General features: G+C 34.1%; 18 protein-coding genes. 13 read left to right on the top strand and 5 right to left on the bottom strand.

Annotation, left to right across the window (positions count from 1 at the left end; all coding sequences use genetic code 11):
* Position 1: 1 nt before the first annotated feature.
* From FNE73_RS03405 to FNE73_RS03415, 3 genes are read left to right on the top strand one after another with little or no spacing between them, the layout of a single operon-like run.
* Positions 2-484 (top strand): hypothetical protein, encoded by a 483-nt coding sequence (locus FNE73_RS03405; protein WP_143883362.1) that lies wholly within the window; start codon positions 2-4, stop codon positions 482-484.
* A 3-nt stretch (positions 485-487) separates the two neighbouring features.
* Positions 488-3,073, top strand: a complete 2,586-nt coding sequence (locus tag FNE73_RS03410) for a DNA gyrase/topoisomerase IV subunit A (protein ID WP_394366293.1) — start codon at positions 488-490, stop codon at positions 3,071-3,073.
* Positions 3,074-3,076: 3 nt separating this feature from the next.
* Positions 3,077-3,730, top strand: a complete 654-nt coding sequence (locus tag FNE73_RS03415) for a rhomboid family intramembrane serine protease (protein ID WP_143883363.1) — start codon at positions 3,077-3,079, stop codon at positions 3,728-3,730.
* Positions 3,731-3,769: 39 nt separating this feature from the next.
* On the opposite strand, the gene FNE73_RS03420 is transcribed toward FNE73_RS03415, so the two are convergent.
* From FNE73_RS03420 to FNE73_RS03430, 3 genes are all read right to left on the bottom strand, one after another.
* Positions 3,770-4,207 (bottom strand): hypothetical protein, encoded by a 438-nt coding sequence (locus FNE73_RS03420; protein WP_143883364.1) that lies wholly within the window; start codon positions 4,205-4,207, stop codon positions 3,770-3,772.
* 123 nt (positions 4,208-4,330) lie between these two features.
* A complete protein-coding gene (locus tag FNE73_RS03425) occupies positions 4,331-6,526 on the bottom strand; it encodes a DUF2339 domain-containing protein (RefSeq protein WP_143883365.1) in 2,196 nt (731 codons plus the stop codon).
* Between the two features lie 73 nt (positions 6,527-6,599).
* Complete coding sequence (locus FNE73_RS03430) at positions 6,600-7,010, bottom strand: acyl-CoA thioesterase (RefSeq protein WP_143883813.1); 411 nt, start codon at positions 7,008-7,010, stop codon at positions 6,600-6,602.
* Positions 7,011-7,146: 136 nt separating this feature from the next.
* Between FNE73_RS03430 and dnaA the strand changes: the two genes are divergently transcribed.
* The 4 genes from dnaA (at position 7,147) to FNE73_RS03450 (ending at position 10,332) form a co-directional block, all read left to right on the top strand.
* Positions 7,147-8,601, top strand: coding sequence for a chromosomal replication initiator protein DnaA (gene dnaA, locus FNE73_RS03435; protein ID WP_143883366.1), 1,455 nt, complete (start codon positions 7,147-7,149; stop codon positions 8,599-8,601).
* Between the two features lie 94 nt (positions 8,602-8,695).
* Positions 8,696-9,157 (top strand): low molecular weight protein-tyrosine-phosphatase, encoded by a 462-nt coding sequence (locus FNE73_RS03440; RefSeq protein WP_143883367.1) that lies wholly within the window; start codon positions 8,696-8,698, stop codon positions 9,155-9,157.
* A gap of 26 nt (positions 9,158-9,183) precedes the next feature.
* Positions 9,184-9,897, top strand: a complete 714-nt coding sequence (locus FNE73_RS03445; RefSeq protein WP_143883368.1) for an SAM-dependent methyltransferase — start codon at positions 9,184-9,186, stop codon at positions 9,895-9,897.
* Between the two features lie 54 nt (positions 9,898-9,951).
* Positions 9,952-10,332: a hypothetical protein gene (locus FNE73_RS03450; protein ID WP_143883369.1), complete on the top strand. Its 381-nt coding sequence runs from the start codon at positions 9,952-9,954 to the stop codon at positions 10,330-10,332.
* A 55-nt stretch (positions 10,333-10,387) separates the two neighbouring features.
* Here FNE73_RS03450 and FNE73_RS03455 read toward each other — a convergent pair whose 3' ends face one another.
* Positions 10,388-11,593, bottom strand: coding sequence for a metallophosphoesterase (locus FNE73_RS03455; protein ID WP_143883370.1), 1,206 nt, complete (start codon positions 11,591-11,593; stop codon positions 10,388-10,390).
* A gap of 76 nt (positions 11,594-11,669) precedes the next feature.
* Positions 11,670-12,737 (bottom strand): 3-oxoacyl-ACP synthase III family protein, encoded by a 1,068-nt coding sequence (locus FNE73_RS03460; RefSeq protein WP_143883371.1) that lies wholly within the window; start codon positions 12,735-12,737, stop codon positions 11,670-11,672.
* Positions 12,738-12,837: 100 nt separating this feature from the next.
* Here FNE73_RS03460 and FNE73_RS03465 point away from each other — a divergent pair, with 100 nt between their 5' ends.
* The 6 genes from FNE73_RS03465 to rny all read left to right on the top strand — a co-directional run bounded on the left by FNE73_RS03465 (position 12,838) and on the right by rny (position 17,531).
* Complete coding sequence (locus tag FNE73_RS03465; protein WP_143883372.1) at positions 12,838-13,407, top strand: hypothetical protein; 570 nt, start codon at positions 12,838-12,840, stop codon at positions 13,405-13,407.
* Positions 13,408-13,410: 3 nt separating this feature from the next.
* Positions 13,411-14,142 carry a bifunctional demethylmenaquinone methyltransferase/2-methoxy-6-polyprenyl-1,4-benzoquinol methylase UbiE gene (gene ubiE, locus FNE73_RS03470; RefSeq protein ID WP_089742038.1) on the top strand — a complete coding sequence of 244 codons (732 nt, stop codon included), beginning with the start codon at positions 13,411-13,413 and terminating at the stop codon, positions 14,140-14,142.
* A gap of 3 nt (positions 14,143-14,145) precedes the next feature.
* Positions 14,146-14,928 carry a type IX secretion/gliding motility protein PorT/SprT gene (gene porT / locus FNE73_RS03475; protein ID WP_143883373.1) on the top strand — a complete coding sequence of 261 codons (783 nt, stop codon included), beginning with the start codon at positions 14,146-14,148 and terminating at the stop codon, positions 14,926-14,928.
* 134 nt (positions 14,929-15,062) lie between these two features.
* Entirely contained in the window at positions 15,063-15,365 is a 303-nt protein-coding gene (locus tag FNE73_RS03480) for a hypothetical protein (RefSeq protein WP_130912961.1), read from the top strand.
* A complete protein-coding gene (locus FNE73_RS03485; RefSeq protein WP_143883374.1) occupies positions 15,365-15,652 on the top strand; it encodes a cell division protein ZapA in 288 nt (95 codons plus the stop codon). Before FNE73_RS03480 ends, FNE73_RS03485 begins: the two co-directional genes overlap by 1 nt.
* A 307-nt stretch (positions 15,653-15,959) precedes the next feature.
* The gene (gene rny, locus FNE73_RS03490) at positions 15,960-17,531 is read left to right on the top strand and encodes a ribonuclease Y (protein ID WP_143883375.1); all 1,572 of its coding nucleotides are present in this window, start codon (positions 15,960-15,962) and stop codon (positions 17,529-17,531) included.
* The last annotated feature ends 178 nt before the right edge of the window (positions 17,532-17,709 follow it).

The raw sequence follows: 17,709 nt of genomic DNA on the forward strand, positions 1-17,709 counted from the left end.
AATGAGACTTAGCAACAAAAATAAAATTCCTGTTTATAACTTTTTCAATACATTATTATTAATGTTGTTTTCGGCAGGAATTATCGGCTTTATTTTCAATGAGCTTAAATTTGATATTTTAGGAAATATAAGCTATGTACTGATTGCGGCGCCGATGTTATTACTGGTTATTTTTCACCTCGTAGGACGCCAGATTTTTGAGTATGACAGTGATGGTGAAGCTTTAAACTTTAAAAACAGAAACATCATTCCGTTTATACATAAAGAGCTGAGTGATGAGTTTCCTAAATATAAACTGATAAGATTTGAAATTGTTGCTATATTTTTTATTAAACGGCTGTATATTACGGTATCAAGTAAAAATAATGGTGCCACACTTCTGAAATATGAAATTTCATATTTGACCAGAAAAGAAATAAGTGATTTAAAAGTTTCTCTCAATAAAGTGGTGAAAGCCAATCAGGAGAAAAGACATCAAGAATAGACAATGATAGAAGAAAACGCTCACGAAGGCGAAAGCTTAAAAAAAGTTTCAGGACTGTATAAAGACTGGTTTCTGGATTATGCATCTTATGTAATTTTAGACAGAGCAATTCCGTCTGTGTATGATGGTTTCAAGCCAGTTCAGCGAAGAATCATGCATTCTATGCGTGAACTGGAAGACGGACGTTACAACAAAGTTGCCAATATTGTAGGAAATACAATGAAGTATCATCCTCACGGTGATGCTTCTATTACCGATGCAATGGTAGGAATCGGGCAGAGAGAACTTCTGATTGATACGCAGGGAAACTGGGGAAATATATATACAGGAGATTCTGCCGCAGCTGCAAGATATATTGAAGCCAGGCTTACTCCTTTTGCGTTGGAAGTGGTTTTTAATCCTAAAACAACCATTTGGTCTAAATCTTATGACGGAAGAAACAACGAACCCGTAGATTTACCTGTAAAGTTCCCTTTGCTGTTGGCACAAGGTGTTGAGGGGATCGGAGTTGGTCTTTCCACAAAAATTTTACCGCATAACTTCAACGAACTGATCAATGCATCCGTTGCTTATCTGAAAGGGAAAAAGTTTGAGATTTTTCCGGATTTTCTTACAGCGGGTTATCTTGATGTTTCTGAATATAACGACGGTGCAAGAGGTGGTAAAGTAAGAGCAAGAGCCAGAATTTCTCAGGTTGACAAGCATACTTTAATGATCACTGAGCTTCCTTTTTCCAAAAATACCGGCGATCTCATAGATTCTATTCTGAAAGCCAATGAAAAAGGTAAGATTAAAATCAAAAAAATTGAAGATAATACTTCGGATAAGGTAGAAATCCTCATTCATCTTCATAATGATGTTTCGCCAGACAAAACGATTGATGCTTTATATGCATTTACAGATTGTCAGGTTACTATTTCTCCGAATGCATGTGTCATTGTAGGTGATAAGCCTATGTTTATGAGTGTATCTGAAATTCTTAAAATGAATACAGATCATACTGTTTCCTTACTTAAAAAAGAGCTTGAAATAGAACTTCATGAGCTTCAGGAAAGCTGGCATTTCTCGTCTTTGGAAAGAATCTTTATAGAAAACAGAATTTATCATGATATTGAAGAAGTAAAAAGCTGGGAAGAGGTTCTTAAAACTATTGAAGAAGGTCTGAAACCACACACTGCACACCTTTTAAGAGAAGTAACACAGGAAGATATTCTGCGATTGACGGAAATCAGAATTAAAAGAATTTCCAGATTCGATCTGGATAAATTTAAAGAAAATATTGCAGCTTTAGAAGGAAAAATAGAGCAGGTGAGATTTAATCTGGCAAATTTAATTGCTTATGCAATAGATTATTATACCAATATTCAGAAAAAATACGGTAAAGGAAAAGAGAGAAAAACCGAATTAAGAATTTTTGATACGATAGATGCTACAAAAGTAGCGGTTGCCAATGAGAAATTCTACGCCAATTTCGAGGAAGGTTTTATCGGAACTTCACTTAAAAAAGACAAATATCTTTTTGACTGTTCAGATATTGACGATATTATTACTTTCCGAAAAGACGGAAGTATGAAAGTAGTAAAGGTAGAAGCCAAAACGTTTATCGGAAAAGATATACAGCATGTAGCAATCTGGAAGAAAAATGATAAAAGAACGGTATATAATATGATCTATCGCGAAGGCAGAGAAGGACCATATTATATGAAAAGATTTTCTGTAACAGGTGTTACCAGAAATACAGATTACCCTTTGGCATCAGACAAAAAAGGTTCTGAAATGCTTTATTTTTCGGCAAATCCGAATGGTGAAGCTGAGGTGGTAACTGTTCTTCTGAAACCTAATCCAAGAATCAGAAAAAATAAAATGGAAATAGATTTTTCTGAATTGGCAATTAAAGGTCGTGATTCTAAAGGAAATCTCGTAACCAAATATTCCATAAAAAAAGTGGATCTGAAAGAAGAGGGTGTTTCTACTTTGGCTCCAAGAAAGATTTGGTTTGATGACACAGTACGAAGGCTGAATGCCGATGCAAGAGGAAGTTTTCTGGGGAACTTCAAAGGTGATGATAAAATTTTGACCATAAATTCTCAGGGAGAAGCCAAGCTGGTAAGTTTCGATCTTGGCAATCGTTTTGATGACGAATATATTGTCCTTGAAAAGTGGAAACCGCAACAGGCTGTCACCTGTATCTATTATGATGGTGAAAAAGATATTTATTTTATCAAACGGTTTTTACTGGAAAACACAACAAATATTCAGACCTTTATGCCGTCTGAACATCCGAAATCTTTTATAGAACGTATTATTGTATCTGATAATGCAACGGCAGAAATTATTTTTGCAAAAGATAAAGGAAAAGAGCGTGAGCCGGAAACGGTGAATATTGACGAATTTATTTCTGTAAAAGGAATAAAAGCTATTGGAAATCAGTTTACCAAATTTAAGGTTAAGAATATTAATATTACCATTCCTGAACCTGCAGAAGAGGAACCGGAAGTATATGAGGAACCTGATTTCGGATCTTCAGCTGATGATGAAGGAGGAACAATCGGAGACTTGTTTGAGAATGGGGCTAATCAAGAAAATTAAGAAATGAATATTATTATATTAATTATTGCAATTACAGCTATTGTAACATTTATGGTTCCTAATGGGAGCAGTAACTTTGAGAAATACAAGTTTAATGTAGGGGCGATTATGTATAGAAAAGAGTATGTAAGATTGCTTTCATCGGGCTTTTTGCATGCAGATTTTATGCATCTTCTGTTTAATATGATGACGTTATATTTTTTCGGACCTGTCATCCTGCAGGGTTTTGGAAATTTAGGATTTCTTTTAATCTATTTTGGGGCGATACTTCTGGGTAATATCTTCTCTTTATTTATTTATCAGAAGCAATCCTGGTATTCTGCAATCGGAGCGAGCGGCGGTGTTTCAGGGATCTTGTTTGCAGCAATTGCATTAGCTCCTCAAATTGGAATTTATTTCTTTTTTATACCAATTCCTATTCCCGGTTTTATCTTTGGATTATTATATTTCAGTTATTCTGTTTATATGATGCTCAACCCTCGAATGAATGATAATATAGGTCATGCAGCCCATTTGGGCGGAGCATTTTTCGGATTGGTGTATGCGATTATTATTCAGCCAGAAAGCGCAATTCAGAATTCCTTATTTACAGGTATCATGTCTCTTCCGCTGATCTATTTGGCTTACGAAATATTTATAAAGAAAAGAATCGGTTAGTTTTCTAACCGATTCTTTTTTATTGTAACTTTTTTTAGATTATTTTCTAACAGTAGTAATTACTAGGGTTTTTGTCCCGTTTACTACATCTACTTTCGTAGAAGCAATCATATCAGCATAAATCATGGTCTCAGTATCTTTAAATTCGTAGCCTTCAATCATTACCGGAGTTTCTTTCGGAAGACCGTGCTGAGAATTATACATAGCAAGAGACATGATATCCAGAGTTCCTACATCTTTTTTAAATTTTACTTCAGCCAAACCATTGTCTGCCAGATAATCAAATTTTTTAAGGTTTTGAGGGATGTTTGCCTTTGTTTTGAAAACATTTACACTTTGCACAAATTCCTTGTGAGCGTCAAACATAGCAACCGTACCTACAGCATTATTGGAAATGGCAAATTTTACATTAGAATTTTTTTGTGCAAAAACTGTTGCAGATGCACAAATAAGGATAGAATATAGAATTTTTTTCATAGTAAATAAAATAACTGTTAAAAACTTGATAAATATACTTATTTTTTATAAAATTTCATTAAAAAAAATGAATAATTTAAGAATATTAAATAAATAGTTGGTTTTATTGATATTTAATCATATTTATATTTGTTCTCTTTTGTCTTTCTCTATGAACGTCTTTACCAGGTTTTTAAAATACTGGAATAGAAATGAGCTTACCAGTAAAATTATTCCTAATATTGTAAAAGCAATAATTCTTGACAGGTGATCCATTTGCCATACATCATAAACGTAAAGTTTTATAATGGTAATTCCCAGCAATGCAAAACCTATTTTAAGCCATTCTTTTTGGTCCTTTTTTAAGCTTACATAAATAGCAATACAGGAAATTATTCCCCATATAATGGTCAGGTAAAGTATTCCAAAATGCTTTTCAAGAGGAGATATTTCTGCAAAATTTACCGCATTCAGAAGAATATAAGATCTGCATAACTCAAAGCTTATCGTTGTAACGATGGTTAAAAATACAATCCATGATGAAAATTCCTCTCTAAGAAAAGATGATTTTGGAATAATGCTTCTTAATAAAACAACAAAAGGTATGATGTATAGTAAATGTATGAAATAAAAATCTGAATCTATTTCCTTTCTGTAGACTGAATTCAAGAGTTGTGATGTGACCGCAAAAATAAGATAGAGAAACAAAAGAATGTAAATCAAAATTCTCTCAATATTTTTATCTGTATCAAGTTTTTTTCTAAATATTAACAGCAAGGTAAAAAAGACAAAACTGTACAAAAAACTATAAGTGTAAACTGCTGTTAAAGGCTGAGCAGAGATCTGGAAAATGATTTCAAAGAGAATGGCAAAATAAATTACTGCAAAAAACAGAATTTTAAAAAATCTTTCAAACAAAGAAACAGGATGTTTTTTGGGTGAATTGTTTTTAAACATTATCAGATTGAAAAAACAGCTTGCAATAACTACAAAACTGGTCAGAAATACAGGGTTAAAAACAACTATAAAGATTTTTTGATCTAAATATTTTGTCCACGTAATCATTTGTGAAATAATGACCATTGGAAATAGCACGTAAAAAAACAGCTTAAAAATGCGGTGATCAGTTTTTCTCCAGATGAATAGCAGAAGAGAGGCTTCTACAGCCCAAACACTGGTAATAATGTGAGTTTTAAATTCTAAAGCAATGGCTATGGTAAAAAGACTTATCGCAATACCTGAAAATATGGAATAGTTTCGGTCGGGTTTGTTATTTTTAAATTCTTTAAAGATAAAATAAAAGTTTATTACTGCAAAGCTGAAAGGAAATATGCTTAAAGGGCTGTAATTTAAAGTATTAAATAAATAAACGAGTCCGATAATACTCGAAAAATTGATGAAAATAAGCATAGCAATATCAGATACGATCAGTTTTTTAGACTTGAAGTAATTCTGTAAAGCAAACGCATAAAAAATAGTGTAGGTTATGATGTAGAAGATAATACTTTTAATATCAGGTTGATTTGCCGTCCAGAAATACAGATAAACTGCAGTAAAGAAAAAAGCTATCCAGCCGACGCTTTTCCAGTTTTTTAAATAAACCATTATCAGCATTCCTGCATTCAGAAGTGTAAGATAGGTAAACAGGAAAATATAATTGCTTTGTCCGGTACTGATCATCAGTGGAGCCAGAAAACCGCCAAATAATGAAAATATAATTAAAGTTTCACTTTGATAACGGTAAGACAGGACTATGGAAAGTATAGTAATAAAGCACGTAATAATAAATGCTGTGTTCTGTAAAAACAGATGGTACTCTCTGAATGCAATGGTAGTTGTAAAATAAAGAACAGCAATGCCTCCTCCGGTTATGATTGAAGCAAAAATTGTGTATTTCTTTCTGATAAAATGCGCGGCAATCATCAAAACCACTCCGGAAACAAAACCTATTGCCGTTCTGCTGTTTTCGCCAACCCAGTTTTTATCAATGGCATATTTTACGAAATATCCTATACCTAAAACCAATGTGAAAATTCCGATTACGGTGAGAATATTCTGTTTTACAAAATCAAAAATAGGATTTATCCAGTCTTTCTCAGTAACAGGTATATCGGTTTCCTTATGTGCCGTATTTTGGTATAAATGATCTTGTGCAGCTTGGTCTGAAAGAAAAATTTCTTCCGGAACATCATCTTTATCTGGTGTTATGCGTTTTTTCTTTTCATCTAATTCATCATTCAGTTCAGATACCTTCTTTTCCAGAATCCCGATTTTTCTGTAGAGATTCAGATAAAAGACGATCATTAGAATGACTAAAATGATGAACCAAAGATTATTCATGAACTGGATTTAAAACCAAATATAGACAAATTTGTTCTTTGAAGTTATACAATTCCGGCATTGTATTTTTTAATCACTCTTTCCAGTTCTTTTCAATCAGTTTCATAAGAAAGTCGGGACATTTGATGATTTTGCTGTTTTCTGCATTCAGAAAAAAAAGAGTAGTAGAAGCCTCTGTAATTTTTATTTTTTCCTCATTGTAGATTTCATATTCAAACTCAATTCTCACTCCCGGAATTTTTTTCAAGTAAGTATGGACTTCCAATTTCTGATCGTATAATGCTGGTTTTAAATACTTAATTTTATAATCTGAAACCGGAAGCCAGATTCCCTGTTTTTCAATTTCATCATACGAGATTCCTATGCTCCGGAAAAGCTCTACCCTCCCGAGTTCGAAGTAGGTTGCGTAATTTCCGTAATATACATATTTCATGGGGTCTGTTTCTGCGTAACGTACTCTTAATGAGTGTGTTGAGTGTATCATTCGAAGTGGTAAATTATTCATACAAATATATTTTTAAATAATCAATATGAGAAATATTTTTTTTTGAAAATAAAAAATTAGACCTTTGTCTTCCTTCTAAAAACGAATAATCATAGTATAAATCAGGGCATAAAATATGGATGAAAATTTAATGATGGTTTGGCAGAAATGCCTTCAGTTTATGCGGGATAATCTTAACGCAGCCGAAGACAATTCTGATCTTAAAAAGCTTGAAAAATCGTTTGATTTACTGTTCGATAAAGTTCAGCCGATTTCATTGGTTGAGAATAATCTTACGTTGATGGTTCCGAGCGATTTCTATAAAGAATATATTGAAGATAATTATCTGTCATTGCTTTCTGCTGCCCTGAAGAAAAACATTGGCAAAGGAGTGAAACTTTGGTATTCTGTGATGGAAAACAAACCGGCAGGTCTGGAAAAACCTGTTACGATGAATATGAAGGGGAAATCTGTTCCTACGCCAAAGGTTCAGGAAACTATGCCACAGGGTTTTTCATCCAATATTGTCAATCCTTTTGTTGTGCCTGGAATTAAAAAAGTAAATATTGATTCTAATCTTAAGGCTGATTTTTCGTTTGATAACTATGTAGAAGGTGAAAGTAATAAATTTGCGGCAACTGTAGCAAAATCAATTGCTAAAAGACCCGGAGCAACAGCTTTCAATCCATTATTTTTATACGGAGGTTATGGAGTAGGGAAGACGCACTTGGGTCAGGCTGTAGGATTGGAAGTAAAAAGTCAGTTTCCGGATAAGGTGGTGCTTTATCTTTCTTCAGAAAAATTTATACAGCAGTTTATTTCAGCAGCAAAAGCCCATAAACAGACAGAGTTTGCTAATTTTTACCAAATGGTGGATGTTCTGATTATTGATGATATTCAGTTCCTTTCGGGGAAATCTGCAACACAGGACAGTTTCTTCCACATTTTTGATTATCTGCACCAAAACGGAAAACAGATTATTCTTACATCAGATAAGGCTCCTGTTGACATTATGGATATTCAGGACAGAATTGTTTCCCGATTCAAATGGGGACTTTCTGCGGAAATTAAATCTCCGGATCTTGAAACAAGAAAGAAAATTATTGAAGATAAACTGAGCCGTGACGGAATTGTACTCACAGAAGATATGCTGGATTTTCTTGCTTCGGAAGCCAAAACCAATGTAAGAGAGCTTATTGGGGTCATTAATTCTGTAATTGCGTATTCTACGATTTACAAATCTGATCTAAGCTTGGAGTTGTTGAAAGAAACAATCAATAAAATTGCAGCCAATCAGAAGAAAATTATCAATATTCCTTACATTCAGGAAGTGGTTTGTGATTATTTCGGAATTAAAAGAGAACAGCTTTTATCTAAAACCAGAAAAAGAGAAATCGCTCTTCCAAGACAATTGGCAATGTATTTTGCAAAAGAGTTTACCAATGCAACATTCACCAAGATTGGTGAAGAAATGGGCGGTAAAGACCATTCTACTGTGATGTATGCCTGCGAAACTATTAAAGATGTTTCTAAAATTGATAAGGAGGTAAAGAAGTATGTGAAAGAACTTACTGAAAAGATAAAAAGCTGATTGCTTTTTTGCAGATATATAAAAATGGAGGATAAGATTATTCTCCATTTTTTATTTAGTTTTGTGTTCAATTAGTTTTAATAAATTTTTTTCAATGAAAATTTTAATGGTCTGCCTTGGGAATATATGCAGAAGTCCGCTTGCCGAAGGAATCTTAAAATCTAAACTTCTTGATAATTTTGAAGTACACTCCGCAGGAACAATCAATATGCATGAAGGAAGCAATCCAGATAAAAGATCTGTTGAAATTGCGTCTAAAAACGGAATTAATATATCAGACCAATGCTCAAGACCTATTAATCCGGAAGATTTGGATTATTATGATAAAATTTACTGCATGGATAAAAAAAATCTGCAGGACGTACTTTCTCTGGCTAAAAATGAACAGCAAAGAAACAAGATAAGTTTATTAATGCATGGCTTAAATCTTGAACAATATCCTGATGAAGTGCCGGATCCTTATTGGAGCGAGGCAGAAGGTTTTGAGAAAGTTTTTCTTCAGATTAATGATGCCTGTGAAATTATTTCAAAAAAACTTATCCGATCTCAGCTTTAATTTTAATCTTGTTATAAGCCATAATTATGTTATTTTTAATTCCAGCATATCTTTCAGAAAATACTTCTGTTAATCATTTTGCACCGGTCATCAAAGATTATATCATGCAGACCGATTATTTTTTCGTGGAAAATGAAAAAACAGCAAGAAAAGTAGTTAAATTTTTTGCTCCCGAAAAAAAGCAGGCAGATCTTAAGCTTTTTCTTTTAGATAAATACACAGAGAATTCAGACATAAAAGAAGCGCAGCAACTGATGCTTCAGGGACAGGATTTCGGTCTGCTTTCAGAAGCCGGGCTTCCGTGTATTGCAGATCCGGGAAATTTGATGGTGAAATGGTGTCACGAGAAAAATATCAGGGTGATTCCTATTTCAGGACCTTCATCTATTATTTTGGCTTTAATTTCCAGTGGTTTTAATGGGCAGGAATTTACTTTTAACGGATATCTCCCTATTGATAAATCAGAAAAGAAGAAGCAGATCCTCCATTTGGAAAGTTTGGTTCAGAAAACAGGATATTCACAGATTTTCATGGAAACTCCGTATCGGAATAATCAGCTTTTGGAAGATTTGGTTAAATTTTTATCACCGAATACCAAGCTTTGTATAGCAGCCAATATTAATGATCCTGAACAGGAAATGATTAAGACAAAAACGATAAAGGAATGGCAGAAACAAAAGCCTGAACTTCACAAAATCCCGGCTGTATTTGTATTGGGAAATAATTTTAACAACTATTAACATTCATTTTGCATTATTCTTGTCTTATCACGGCATAACCAAAATCAAAATATTATGTCAGAAAAAAGATTAGCAGGAATCTGGATGGATAGCCGCAAAGCTGTTGTTGTTAAAAATCATGATGCTCAAAATGCTTTTAAGTTCTTTTTGTGCAGTCCTGTAGAAGCAGTTGTGCAGCACGGTAATTCGAGTGAAAACGCAGGAAATAATGCCGAACAGACCAATAAAGCCAAATTTTTTAAAGAAATTGAACATCTTCTGATTAATTCCGAAGAAGTTTATATTACAGGACCGGGAAATATTCAGGAAGAGTTTAAGCATTATCTGCATGACACGGCACAATTTAAAGACCTTAATGTTACGCTGGATACAGCGCAGCAAATGTCAGATGAGCAGGTTTTAGAAACGGTAAAAAATCATTTTAATGCTTCTTAGCTCCACAAATAAAAAATCCGAATCTAATTTTTATGATTCGGATTTTTGCTGAATATTACGCAAGTTCCAGAAGGGTAATTTCTGGTAGAACACCTACTCGTCCAGGATAGCCAAGGACTCCGAAACCTCTGTTAACATACAGTAATTTCCCTTCACTTTCGTACAAATCTGCCCATTTCGGATACCGATACTGTACAGGTGACCATTTTATATTTTTTAAATCTAATCCAAACTGCATTCCGTGTGTGTGTCCGGATAAAGTTAAGTGAATATTGGAAGGGTGCTTTTTCACAACAAAATCAAAATGGGTAGGGTCGTGGCTCATCAATATTTTTGCAGCTTTTACAGGAACATTTTCCAAAGCATCATCAAGCCTGCCAAATTGCGGAAAGGGCTTTAATCCCCAATTTTCAACTCCTAATATATAAAGTTTTTCGCCGTTCTTATCAATAATTCTATGCTCATTACGAAGCATATCAAATCCTGCTTCTTTTTGGTAATCGATAAGGGTCTGTAGATTGTTTTTCTTTTCATCAAGAGATTTCCAGGTAACATAATCACCGTAATCGTGATTTCCCAAAACAGAAAACTTACCGTCTTTTGCCGAAATTTTTGAAAAAAGCTGAATAAATGGTTTAAACTCATCTGCAACATTATTCACCATATCTCCGGTGAATAAAACCAAATCGGGTTTCTGTTCGTTAATTAAATCAATAGCATGAGCTAATTTATTTGGGTCATTAAAACTTCCGCTGTGAACATCCGAAATCTGAATGATTTTATATCCTTTGAAACTTTTCGGAAGATTGGCAATCTTTACTCTTACTTTTCGCACTTTGTGGCGGTATTTACCAAAAGCTGCTCCATCAATAAATAATGCAGAAAGCACTCCTCCTAATCCGAGTCCCATTAAACTTAAAAACTTTCTTCTTTCAGGGAAGAAATTTTCTGATTCACGGGTAAATCCTACAAGATAGCTTCCGATTCTGAAAATGTCATCTACCAGAAGAAATAAAATAACAAATAACTTAGGAATTATAAACACCAGAAACAAAATACTGATAATGTGTGCTCTGGTTGCATCGCGGTCGCTTCTCTGGAAATTCAGAATTTCATAGGTGAAAAGTCCATAAATGATAAGGTAGAGGAGAATATAACTCCATCGGATCCATGAATTATCGGTTAATGTTCTGATTGCCTGATAAACGTAGATTTCCAGAAGAATAAAAATTCCGGTAATAATCAAAAAGTTTCTTTGCATACAATAAATTCTATAAAAAAGCACAAAAGAATAACTTCCTTTGTGCTGCTTTATCTTTAATTAATAAATATATATTCTAAGGAAATTTGTAAACAATCGCATTGATGTTCATTCCTGCACCAACAGAAGCCATCACGATGTTGCCTTTATCTTTAAACGAATGACCGTCCATTTTTCCTTTAATTATCAAATCAAACATGGTAGGAATAGTCGCAACCGAAGAATTGCCAAACTCCTGAATCGTCATTGGAGAAATAGAGTGATCATAATTTTTTATATCATAAAGCTTGTGAAGTCTTTCGATCATCGCATAATCCATTTTTGCATTAGCCTGATGAATAAGAATTTTATCAATATCAGTAATAGAAAGCTGCGCATCATCAATGGTTTCCTTTATTGCAGGAGGAACATTTTTCAGAGCGTACTCATAAATTTTTCTTCCCATCATTCTGATATATACACTTCCATCATTGAACTCCTTATTCAGAGAGCAGCCGTTTCTGAGATATTCAAGCTCAGGACCATTGTCGCAAATCGTATTATGGGCAATGATTCCTACATTTTCCTGTTCTGTAGCCTGTACAACAACAGCGCCTGCTCCGTCTGCAAAAATCATTTTATTTCGGTCGTAAGGATCTGTCACACGGCTTAATGTTTCCGAGCCAACTACCAAAATTGTTTTTGCGGCTTTTGCTTTGATTAGCTGATCAGCCAGTATCATAGATTCAACCCATCCCGGACAACCGAAAATCATATCATAAGTGATGCATTTTCTGTTTTTTATTCCTAAATGATTTTTTACTCTTGCTGCCATATTAGGCATAAAATTAGTTGCTCCGCTTATGCTTACTTCTCCAAAGTTGCTTGCATAAATGATATAATCCAAATCTTCACCATCAATATTCGCATCTTCCAAAGCTATTTTAGCTGCTTCATATCCGATTTTTGAGTTAGAAAGATCATCTTCAATAAATCTTCTGTTTTCTATTTCCGTAATTTCTACAAATTTCGAAATGGTTTCTTCAGCAGGCTTGTCAATCTTCAGCCCATCTTCTGTATAGAACTCTGAATCTAAGAAAAAATCTCTTCCGATAACTCTGTTCGGAAGATAAGATCCGGAACCTATAATGATTGTATTCGGCATTCGTTTGTATAATTTTTTAAAGATGCAAAGTTAATAATTAATATTAATAAGAAAGAATTAAAAATATTATTAAATTTGCAAAAATTGTTTCAGACAATCTATGAAAAACAACCCTTCATTAAAAGGCTTACTTGTTGCAATTCTGGTATTTATAGGTGCTTTTGCGATCTATTATTTCTTTTTGGCAAAAAAAAATTATTACCTTGTAGATAATCCTACTCCTGATACGTATTATTTCAGAATAAATAACGGGAAAGAAAATATTATCTCAGGTGGTCAGTACGTTCAGGTAGATTTACAGAAAGGCAAAAACTCCATTAAAGTTTTTGATCAGAACAAAAAAATGCTTTACGATTCTGCCTTTGATGTAAACAAGATTCGCGGGCTTATCAATATCACTCATAAAGATTATTACATCAATGATCAATATTATGGCTACAATCTTAAAAAAGATTCATTACTTTTGGCATTGGATAAAACCATGATAGACGGGAAACCTTATTTTGGCGGGGCAAAGCATTTTAATAAGCTGTATACAGAAGATTTTTATTACAATATTGATGAAGATTATGATCAGCTGATCAAAAATATTCAGAAAGTAGAGTCCAGATCCAAGATTTTCCGTAAGCAGGATTATCTCAATTATTACAAAGAATATTATAAGTTTTAAGTTTTGACAAAAGATACTACACAAGTTACGCCCTACAATTCTGACTCCAGCAAAAAAAGTCAGGTAGAGGACATGTTCGACAATATTGCACCCAAATATGATTTGCTCAACCACGTTCTGTCTATGAAAGTAGACGTGTTGTGGAGAAATATTCTGGTAAAATGGATGAAGCAAGACAACCCGAAAGAAGTTTTGGATGTGGCTACCGGAACCGGAGATTTAGCTATTGCCGTAGAAAAAGGTACTGATGCAAAAGTTGTAGGATTAGATTTATCGCAACAAATGTTAAATGTTGGCGTTATTAAAATAAAAAAACTTAATTTAGACGGCAAAATTTCCATGCAAAAAGGAGATGCGGAAAATTTACCTTTTGAAGATAACAGATTTGATGCAGTTTCCGTAGCTTTCGGTGTAAGAAATTTTGAAAACCTTACCAAAGGTTTGGCAGAGTTAAGAAGAGTGGTAAAAGAAAATAAAAGTGTTTATATTCTTGAGTTTTCTAAGGTAGAAGGTTTTTTAGCGCCTTTTTATATGTTTTATTTTAAAAATATATTGCCGGCAATCGGCAGATTGGTCTCTAAAGATAACAGGGCGTATACTTATCTTCCTGATTCTGTAAATGTTTTTCCGTATGGAGAAAAAATGAAACAAATTCTTATAGACACAGGATTTAAAAATGTAGAATATAAAAAGCTAAGTTTAGGTATAGCCACAATTTATAAAGCAACAAAATAACCTATGAATAAATTTCTATTAAAAGCTCTGGTTTTAGCCTCAGTAAATATTGCAATTTTTGCAGATGCTCAATTTAGAACCCGTAACAGGATGGATAAGCTGGAAGATTTTGACCAGCAGACATTCAGCTGGGGTTTTTATTTGAACGGAAACAGGCTGGATTACCGCATTGTTCTTGATCCCAGATACGGAATGTTTGAGAATCATAATTTGGTAAAATCTACAGAAAGCTACAGTTTCGGAGCCGGTTTAATTGCAAAATTCAGATTAAACGATTATCTGGATGTAAGACTGGAGCCAGGTTTGCAGTTTGCTCAGAGACAATTGACTTTTAATACTCAGACCAATGATATTTATAGAGACGGAAGTTTGACTAATGCTCCGTTTATTCCTATTGCACTTCAGGATAAAGACAGAATAAGAGATATAAAATCTACATTGGTAGATGTTCCTGTTCTTCTGGAGTTTCATGGTGACAGATGGTACAATTCCAGACCTTACGTGGCGGCGGGTGTAAATTATATTGTGAATTTACAGTCAAACTCAGATTCTCAGGATGATAATTTGCAGCAGACTTTCAGGTCTACAACTCACAATTTTGCCTGGTCTGCAGAAATGGGTATTCAGTTTTATTTTAATAAATTTAAGCTGACTCCTGCAATCAGAGGTACATTTTTTATGAATAACGAAATGGTGGCAGATAATCCCACAACACCTCCTTATTGGTCTGCAGCAATTTCTACTTTACAGACAAGAGCAATCATGTTTGTACTTAAGTTTGAATAAAAATAACAGAAAATTAATATAAAACGGGGTTGCATGGCATCTCCGTTTTTTGTTTTGTCAAAATATAGAGACATTTATTTTTGTTGATGGTAATATTTTCCTATTTTTGCTATTAGTTAGAATAAAAGCCTGAAATGCTTCAAGAATTAGAAACTCAATTTTCAGAACTGGAAAAAAAGATTTTGAATCTTCAAAAAAGTTATCAAAGTCTTTCTGATAAATTCTCTGATCTTAGCACGGAGCATCAAGCGCTGAAGAAGAAATATGAAGAGGAAAGAAAGAAAAATCAGGTTTTAGCAGAAGAACAGAAAAATATAAAATTGTATTCAGCAATATCAGGAAATCCTGAGCACAACAGACTCATGAAAAACCATATCAACAGATTGGTAAAAGAAGTAGACTTTTGTATTGCACAGCTTCAAAACAGCGGATTATAATGGAGGTAAGGAGAATAACCATCAATATTGCAGGAAGAATATATCCTCTGAATGTACCCGCAGCTGAGGAAGAAACTTTGCGTAAAGTGGGGAAGCAAATCGAAAATATGATTAAAGATTTTGAACAGAATTTTGATGTAAGAGATAAACAGGATGCTCTGGCAATGTGCGCCCTTAAACTGGGAACCAATGCTGAAGTTGTTGCTCTGAATCATGAAAGAAATATAAAATCTTCCACCGAAAGGCTAATAAAGATTAATCAGTCGCTGGAAGAGTTCGGAAAATAATTTCCGGGAAAATCTGCCTACAGTAATTCTAACACATTAAAGGTAAACTCAACGCTAAACAATTACCGAACAAATGTCCATTGAATGGCGTGCCGGTTCGTCCGGATTACAGACAGTGGAAATCAGTTCAAATCGTGTTGATTAGGAGTTTACTCTAAATCACTGGATTGCTGTAGGTTTTTTTATGGATTATTGTTAAAAGAAATAGCGGAATTTATTAACAGGTTTATAATGATTAATATTTTTCTAGTATCATTTTTTTAATAGTATGAAAAGATAGTTAGACAATTAAAACTCAATATATATTATGACAGCAACCGCTATTATTATAGGCGTTATTTGTCTGGTAATAGGAGCTGCAGTAGGGATGTTTTTCTCTAAAAGCTCGCTCAATACCAAGGCAAAATTTATCATAGACGATGCAAAGAAAAATGCAGATAACTTATTGGAAAAAGCCACAGTACAGGCAGAATCCATAAAGAAAGAAAAACATCTTCAGGCAAAAGAGAAGTTTTTGGAGCTTAAATCTCAGCATGATGCAGATATTCAGGTTAGGGAAAAGAAAATGCAGGAGGCAGAGAAGAGAATCAAAGACAAGGAAAATAAGCTTAATGATGAGCTAAGCAAAACCGGAAAACTTGAAAAAGATCTTGACAGACAAATTGCAGATTATGCAAAGAAGAATGAGATTTTAGATAAAAAACAGCAGGATCTGGATTCTGCAACTGCCAAAAAGGTTGAAATGCTGGAGAAAATCTCCAACTATACTGCAGAAGAAGCCAAAGCAGAATTGGTAGAGACAATGAGAGCTGAAGCGAAAACAAGAGCTCAGGCGCATGTTCAGAGCATTATGGAGGAAGCTCAGCTTAATGCAAAAAGCGAGGCTAGAAAAATCGTTATTCAGACAATTCAGAGAATCGGTACAGAACAGGCAATTGAAAATTCTGTTTCTGTATTTAATATAGAATCTGATGAAGTAAAAGGACGAATCATTGGTAGAGAAGGTAGAAACATCCGTGCTTTGGAATCTGTAACAGGAGTTGAAATAATTGTTGATGATACACCGGAAGCCATTCTTCTATCATGCTTTGATCCTGTAAGAAGGGAGATTGCGAGACTTTCTCTTCACAGATTGGTAACGGACGGAAGGATTCACCCTGCGAGAATTGAAGAAGTTGTAGAGAAAACCAGAAAGCAGATTGAAGAGGAAATTATTGAGGTTGGTAAAAGAACGATTATTGATTTAGGAATCCATGGTTTGCATCCTGAATTAGTTAAAATTGTGGGTAGAATGAAATACCGTTCATCTTACGGACAAAATCTTTTACAGCACTCACGAGAGGTTGCAAATATTGCGGCAACAATGGCTGCAGAATTAGGCTTAAACGTAAAATTAGCTAAAAGAGCAGGTCTTTTGCATGATATAGGAAAAGTTCCGGAGCAGGAATCTGAACTTCCTCACGCTCTTTTGGGTATGCAGTGGGCTGAGAAATTTGGTGAGAATGCAGAAGTTGTGAATGCAATCGGAGCTCACCATGATGAGGTTGAAATGACTTCGCTTTTATCACCAATTATTCAGGTTGCTGATGCTATTTCAGGAGCGAGACCGGGAGCAAGACGCCAGGTTTTAGAATCTTACATTCAAAGACTAAAAGATCTGGAATCTGCAGCATTAAGCTTTGACGGTGTTTCTTCAGCATACGCAATTCAGGCAGGTAGAGAATTGAGAGTAATGGTTGAAAGCGGGAAAGTAAACGATGAAGTTGCCTCTCAGTTGTCTTACGATATTTCAGAAAAGATCCAAAACGAACTGACGTATCCGGGACAGGTGAAAGTAACGGTTATCAGAGAAACAAGAGCGGTAAATATCGCAAGATAATTTATGCTCTTTCATATAAAGAATCCTTTCAGAGTAATTTGAAAGGATTTTTTATCTTTAAATAAAATATTACGCTTTGTTAAAAATAATTTTATTGAATAAATTTTATGATGAATAAAATTTAAAATTTGATATTTTTATTTGCGTAATTATTTTCTTTTCTTTAATTCTTTTCTTT

It is taken from the genome of Chryseobacterium binzhouense, assembly GCF_007474545.1.
Taxonomy (GTDB): domain Bacteria; phylum Bacteroidota; class Bacteroidia; order Flavobacteriales; family Weeksellaceae; genus Chryseobacterium; species Chryseobacterium binzhouense.

Coding starts and splice junctions, on each gene's coding strand:
- FNE73_RS03405 (WP_143883362.1), top strand. CDS start 2: ATGAGACTTAGCAACAAAAATAAAATTCCTGTTTATAACTTTTTCAAT.
- FNE73_RS03410 (WP_394366293.1), top strand. CDS start 488: ATGATAGAAGAAAACGCTCACGAAGGCGAAAGCTTAAAAAAAGTTTCA.
- FNE73_RS03415 (WP_143883363.1), top strand. CDS start 3,077: ATGAATATTATTATATTAATTATTGCAATTACAGCTATTGTAACATTT.
- FNE73_RS03420 (WP_143883364.1), bottom strand. CDS start 4,207: ATGAAAAAAATTCTATATTCTATCCTTATTTGTGCATCTGCAACAGTT.
- FNE73_RS03425 (WP_143883365.1), bottom strand. CDS start 6,526: ATGAATAATCTTTGGTTCATCATTTTAGTCATTCTAATGATCGTCTTT.
- FNE73_RS03430 (WP_143883813.1), bottom strand. CDS start 7,010: ATGATACACTCAACACACTCATTAAGAGTACGTTACGCAGAAACAGAC.
- dnaA (WP_143883366.1), top strand. CDS start 7,147: ATGGATGAAAATTTAATGATGGTTTGGCAGAAATGCCTTCAGTTTATG.
- FNE73_RS03440 (WP_143883367.1), top strand. CDS start 8,696: ATGAAAATTTTAATGGTCTGCCTTGGGAATATATGCAGAAGTCCGCTT.
- FNE73_RS03445 (WP_143883368.1), top strand. CDS start 9,184: ATGTTATTTTTAATTCCAGCATATCTTTCAGAAAATACTTCTGTTAAT.
- FNE73_RS03450 (WP_143883369.1), top strand. CDS start 9,952: ATGTCAGAAAAAAGATTAGCAGGAATCTGGATGGATAGCCGCAAAGCT.
- FNE73_RS03455 (WP_143883370.1), bottom strand. CDS start 11,593: ATGCAAAGAAACTTTTTGATTATTACCGGAATTTTTATTCTTCTGGAA.
- FNE73_RS03460 (WP_143883371.1), bottom strand. CDS start 12,737: ATGCCGAATACAATCATTATAGGTTCCGGATCTTATCTTCCGAACAGA.
- FNE73_RS03465 (WP_143883372.1), top strand. CDS start 12,838: ATGAAAAACAACCCTTCATTAAAAGGCTTACTTGTTGCAATTCTGGTA.
- porT (WP_143883373.1), top strand. CDS start 14,146: ATGAATAAATTTCTATTAAAAGCTCTGGTTTTAGCCTCAGTAAATATT.
- FNE73_RS03480 (WP_130912961.1), top strand. CDS start 15,063: ATGCTTCAAGAATTAGAAACTCAATTTTCAGAACTGGAAAAAAAGATT.
- FNE73_RS03485 (WP_143883374.1), top strand. CDS start 15,365: ATGGAGGTAAGGAGAATAACCATCAATATTGCAGGAAGAATATATCCT.
- rny (WP_143883375.1), top strand. CDS start 15,960: ATGACAGCAACCGCTATTATTATAGGCGTTATTTGTCTGGTAATAGGA.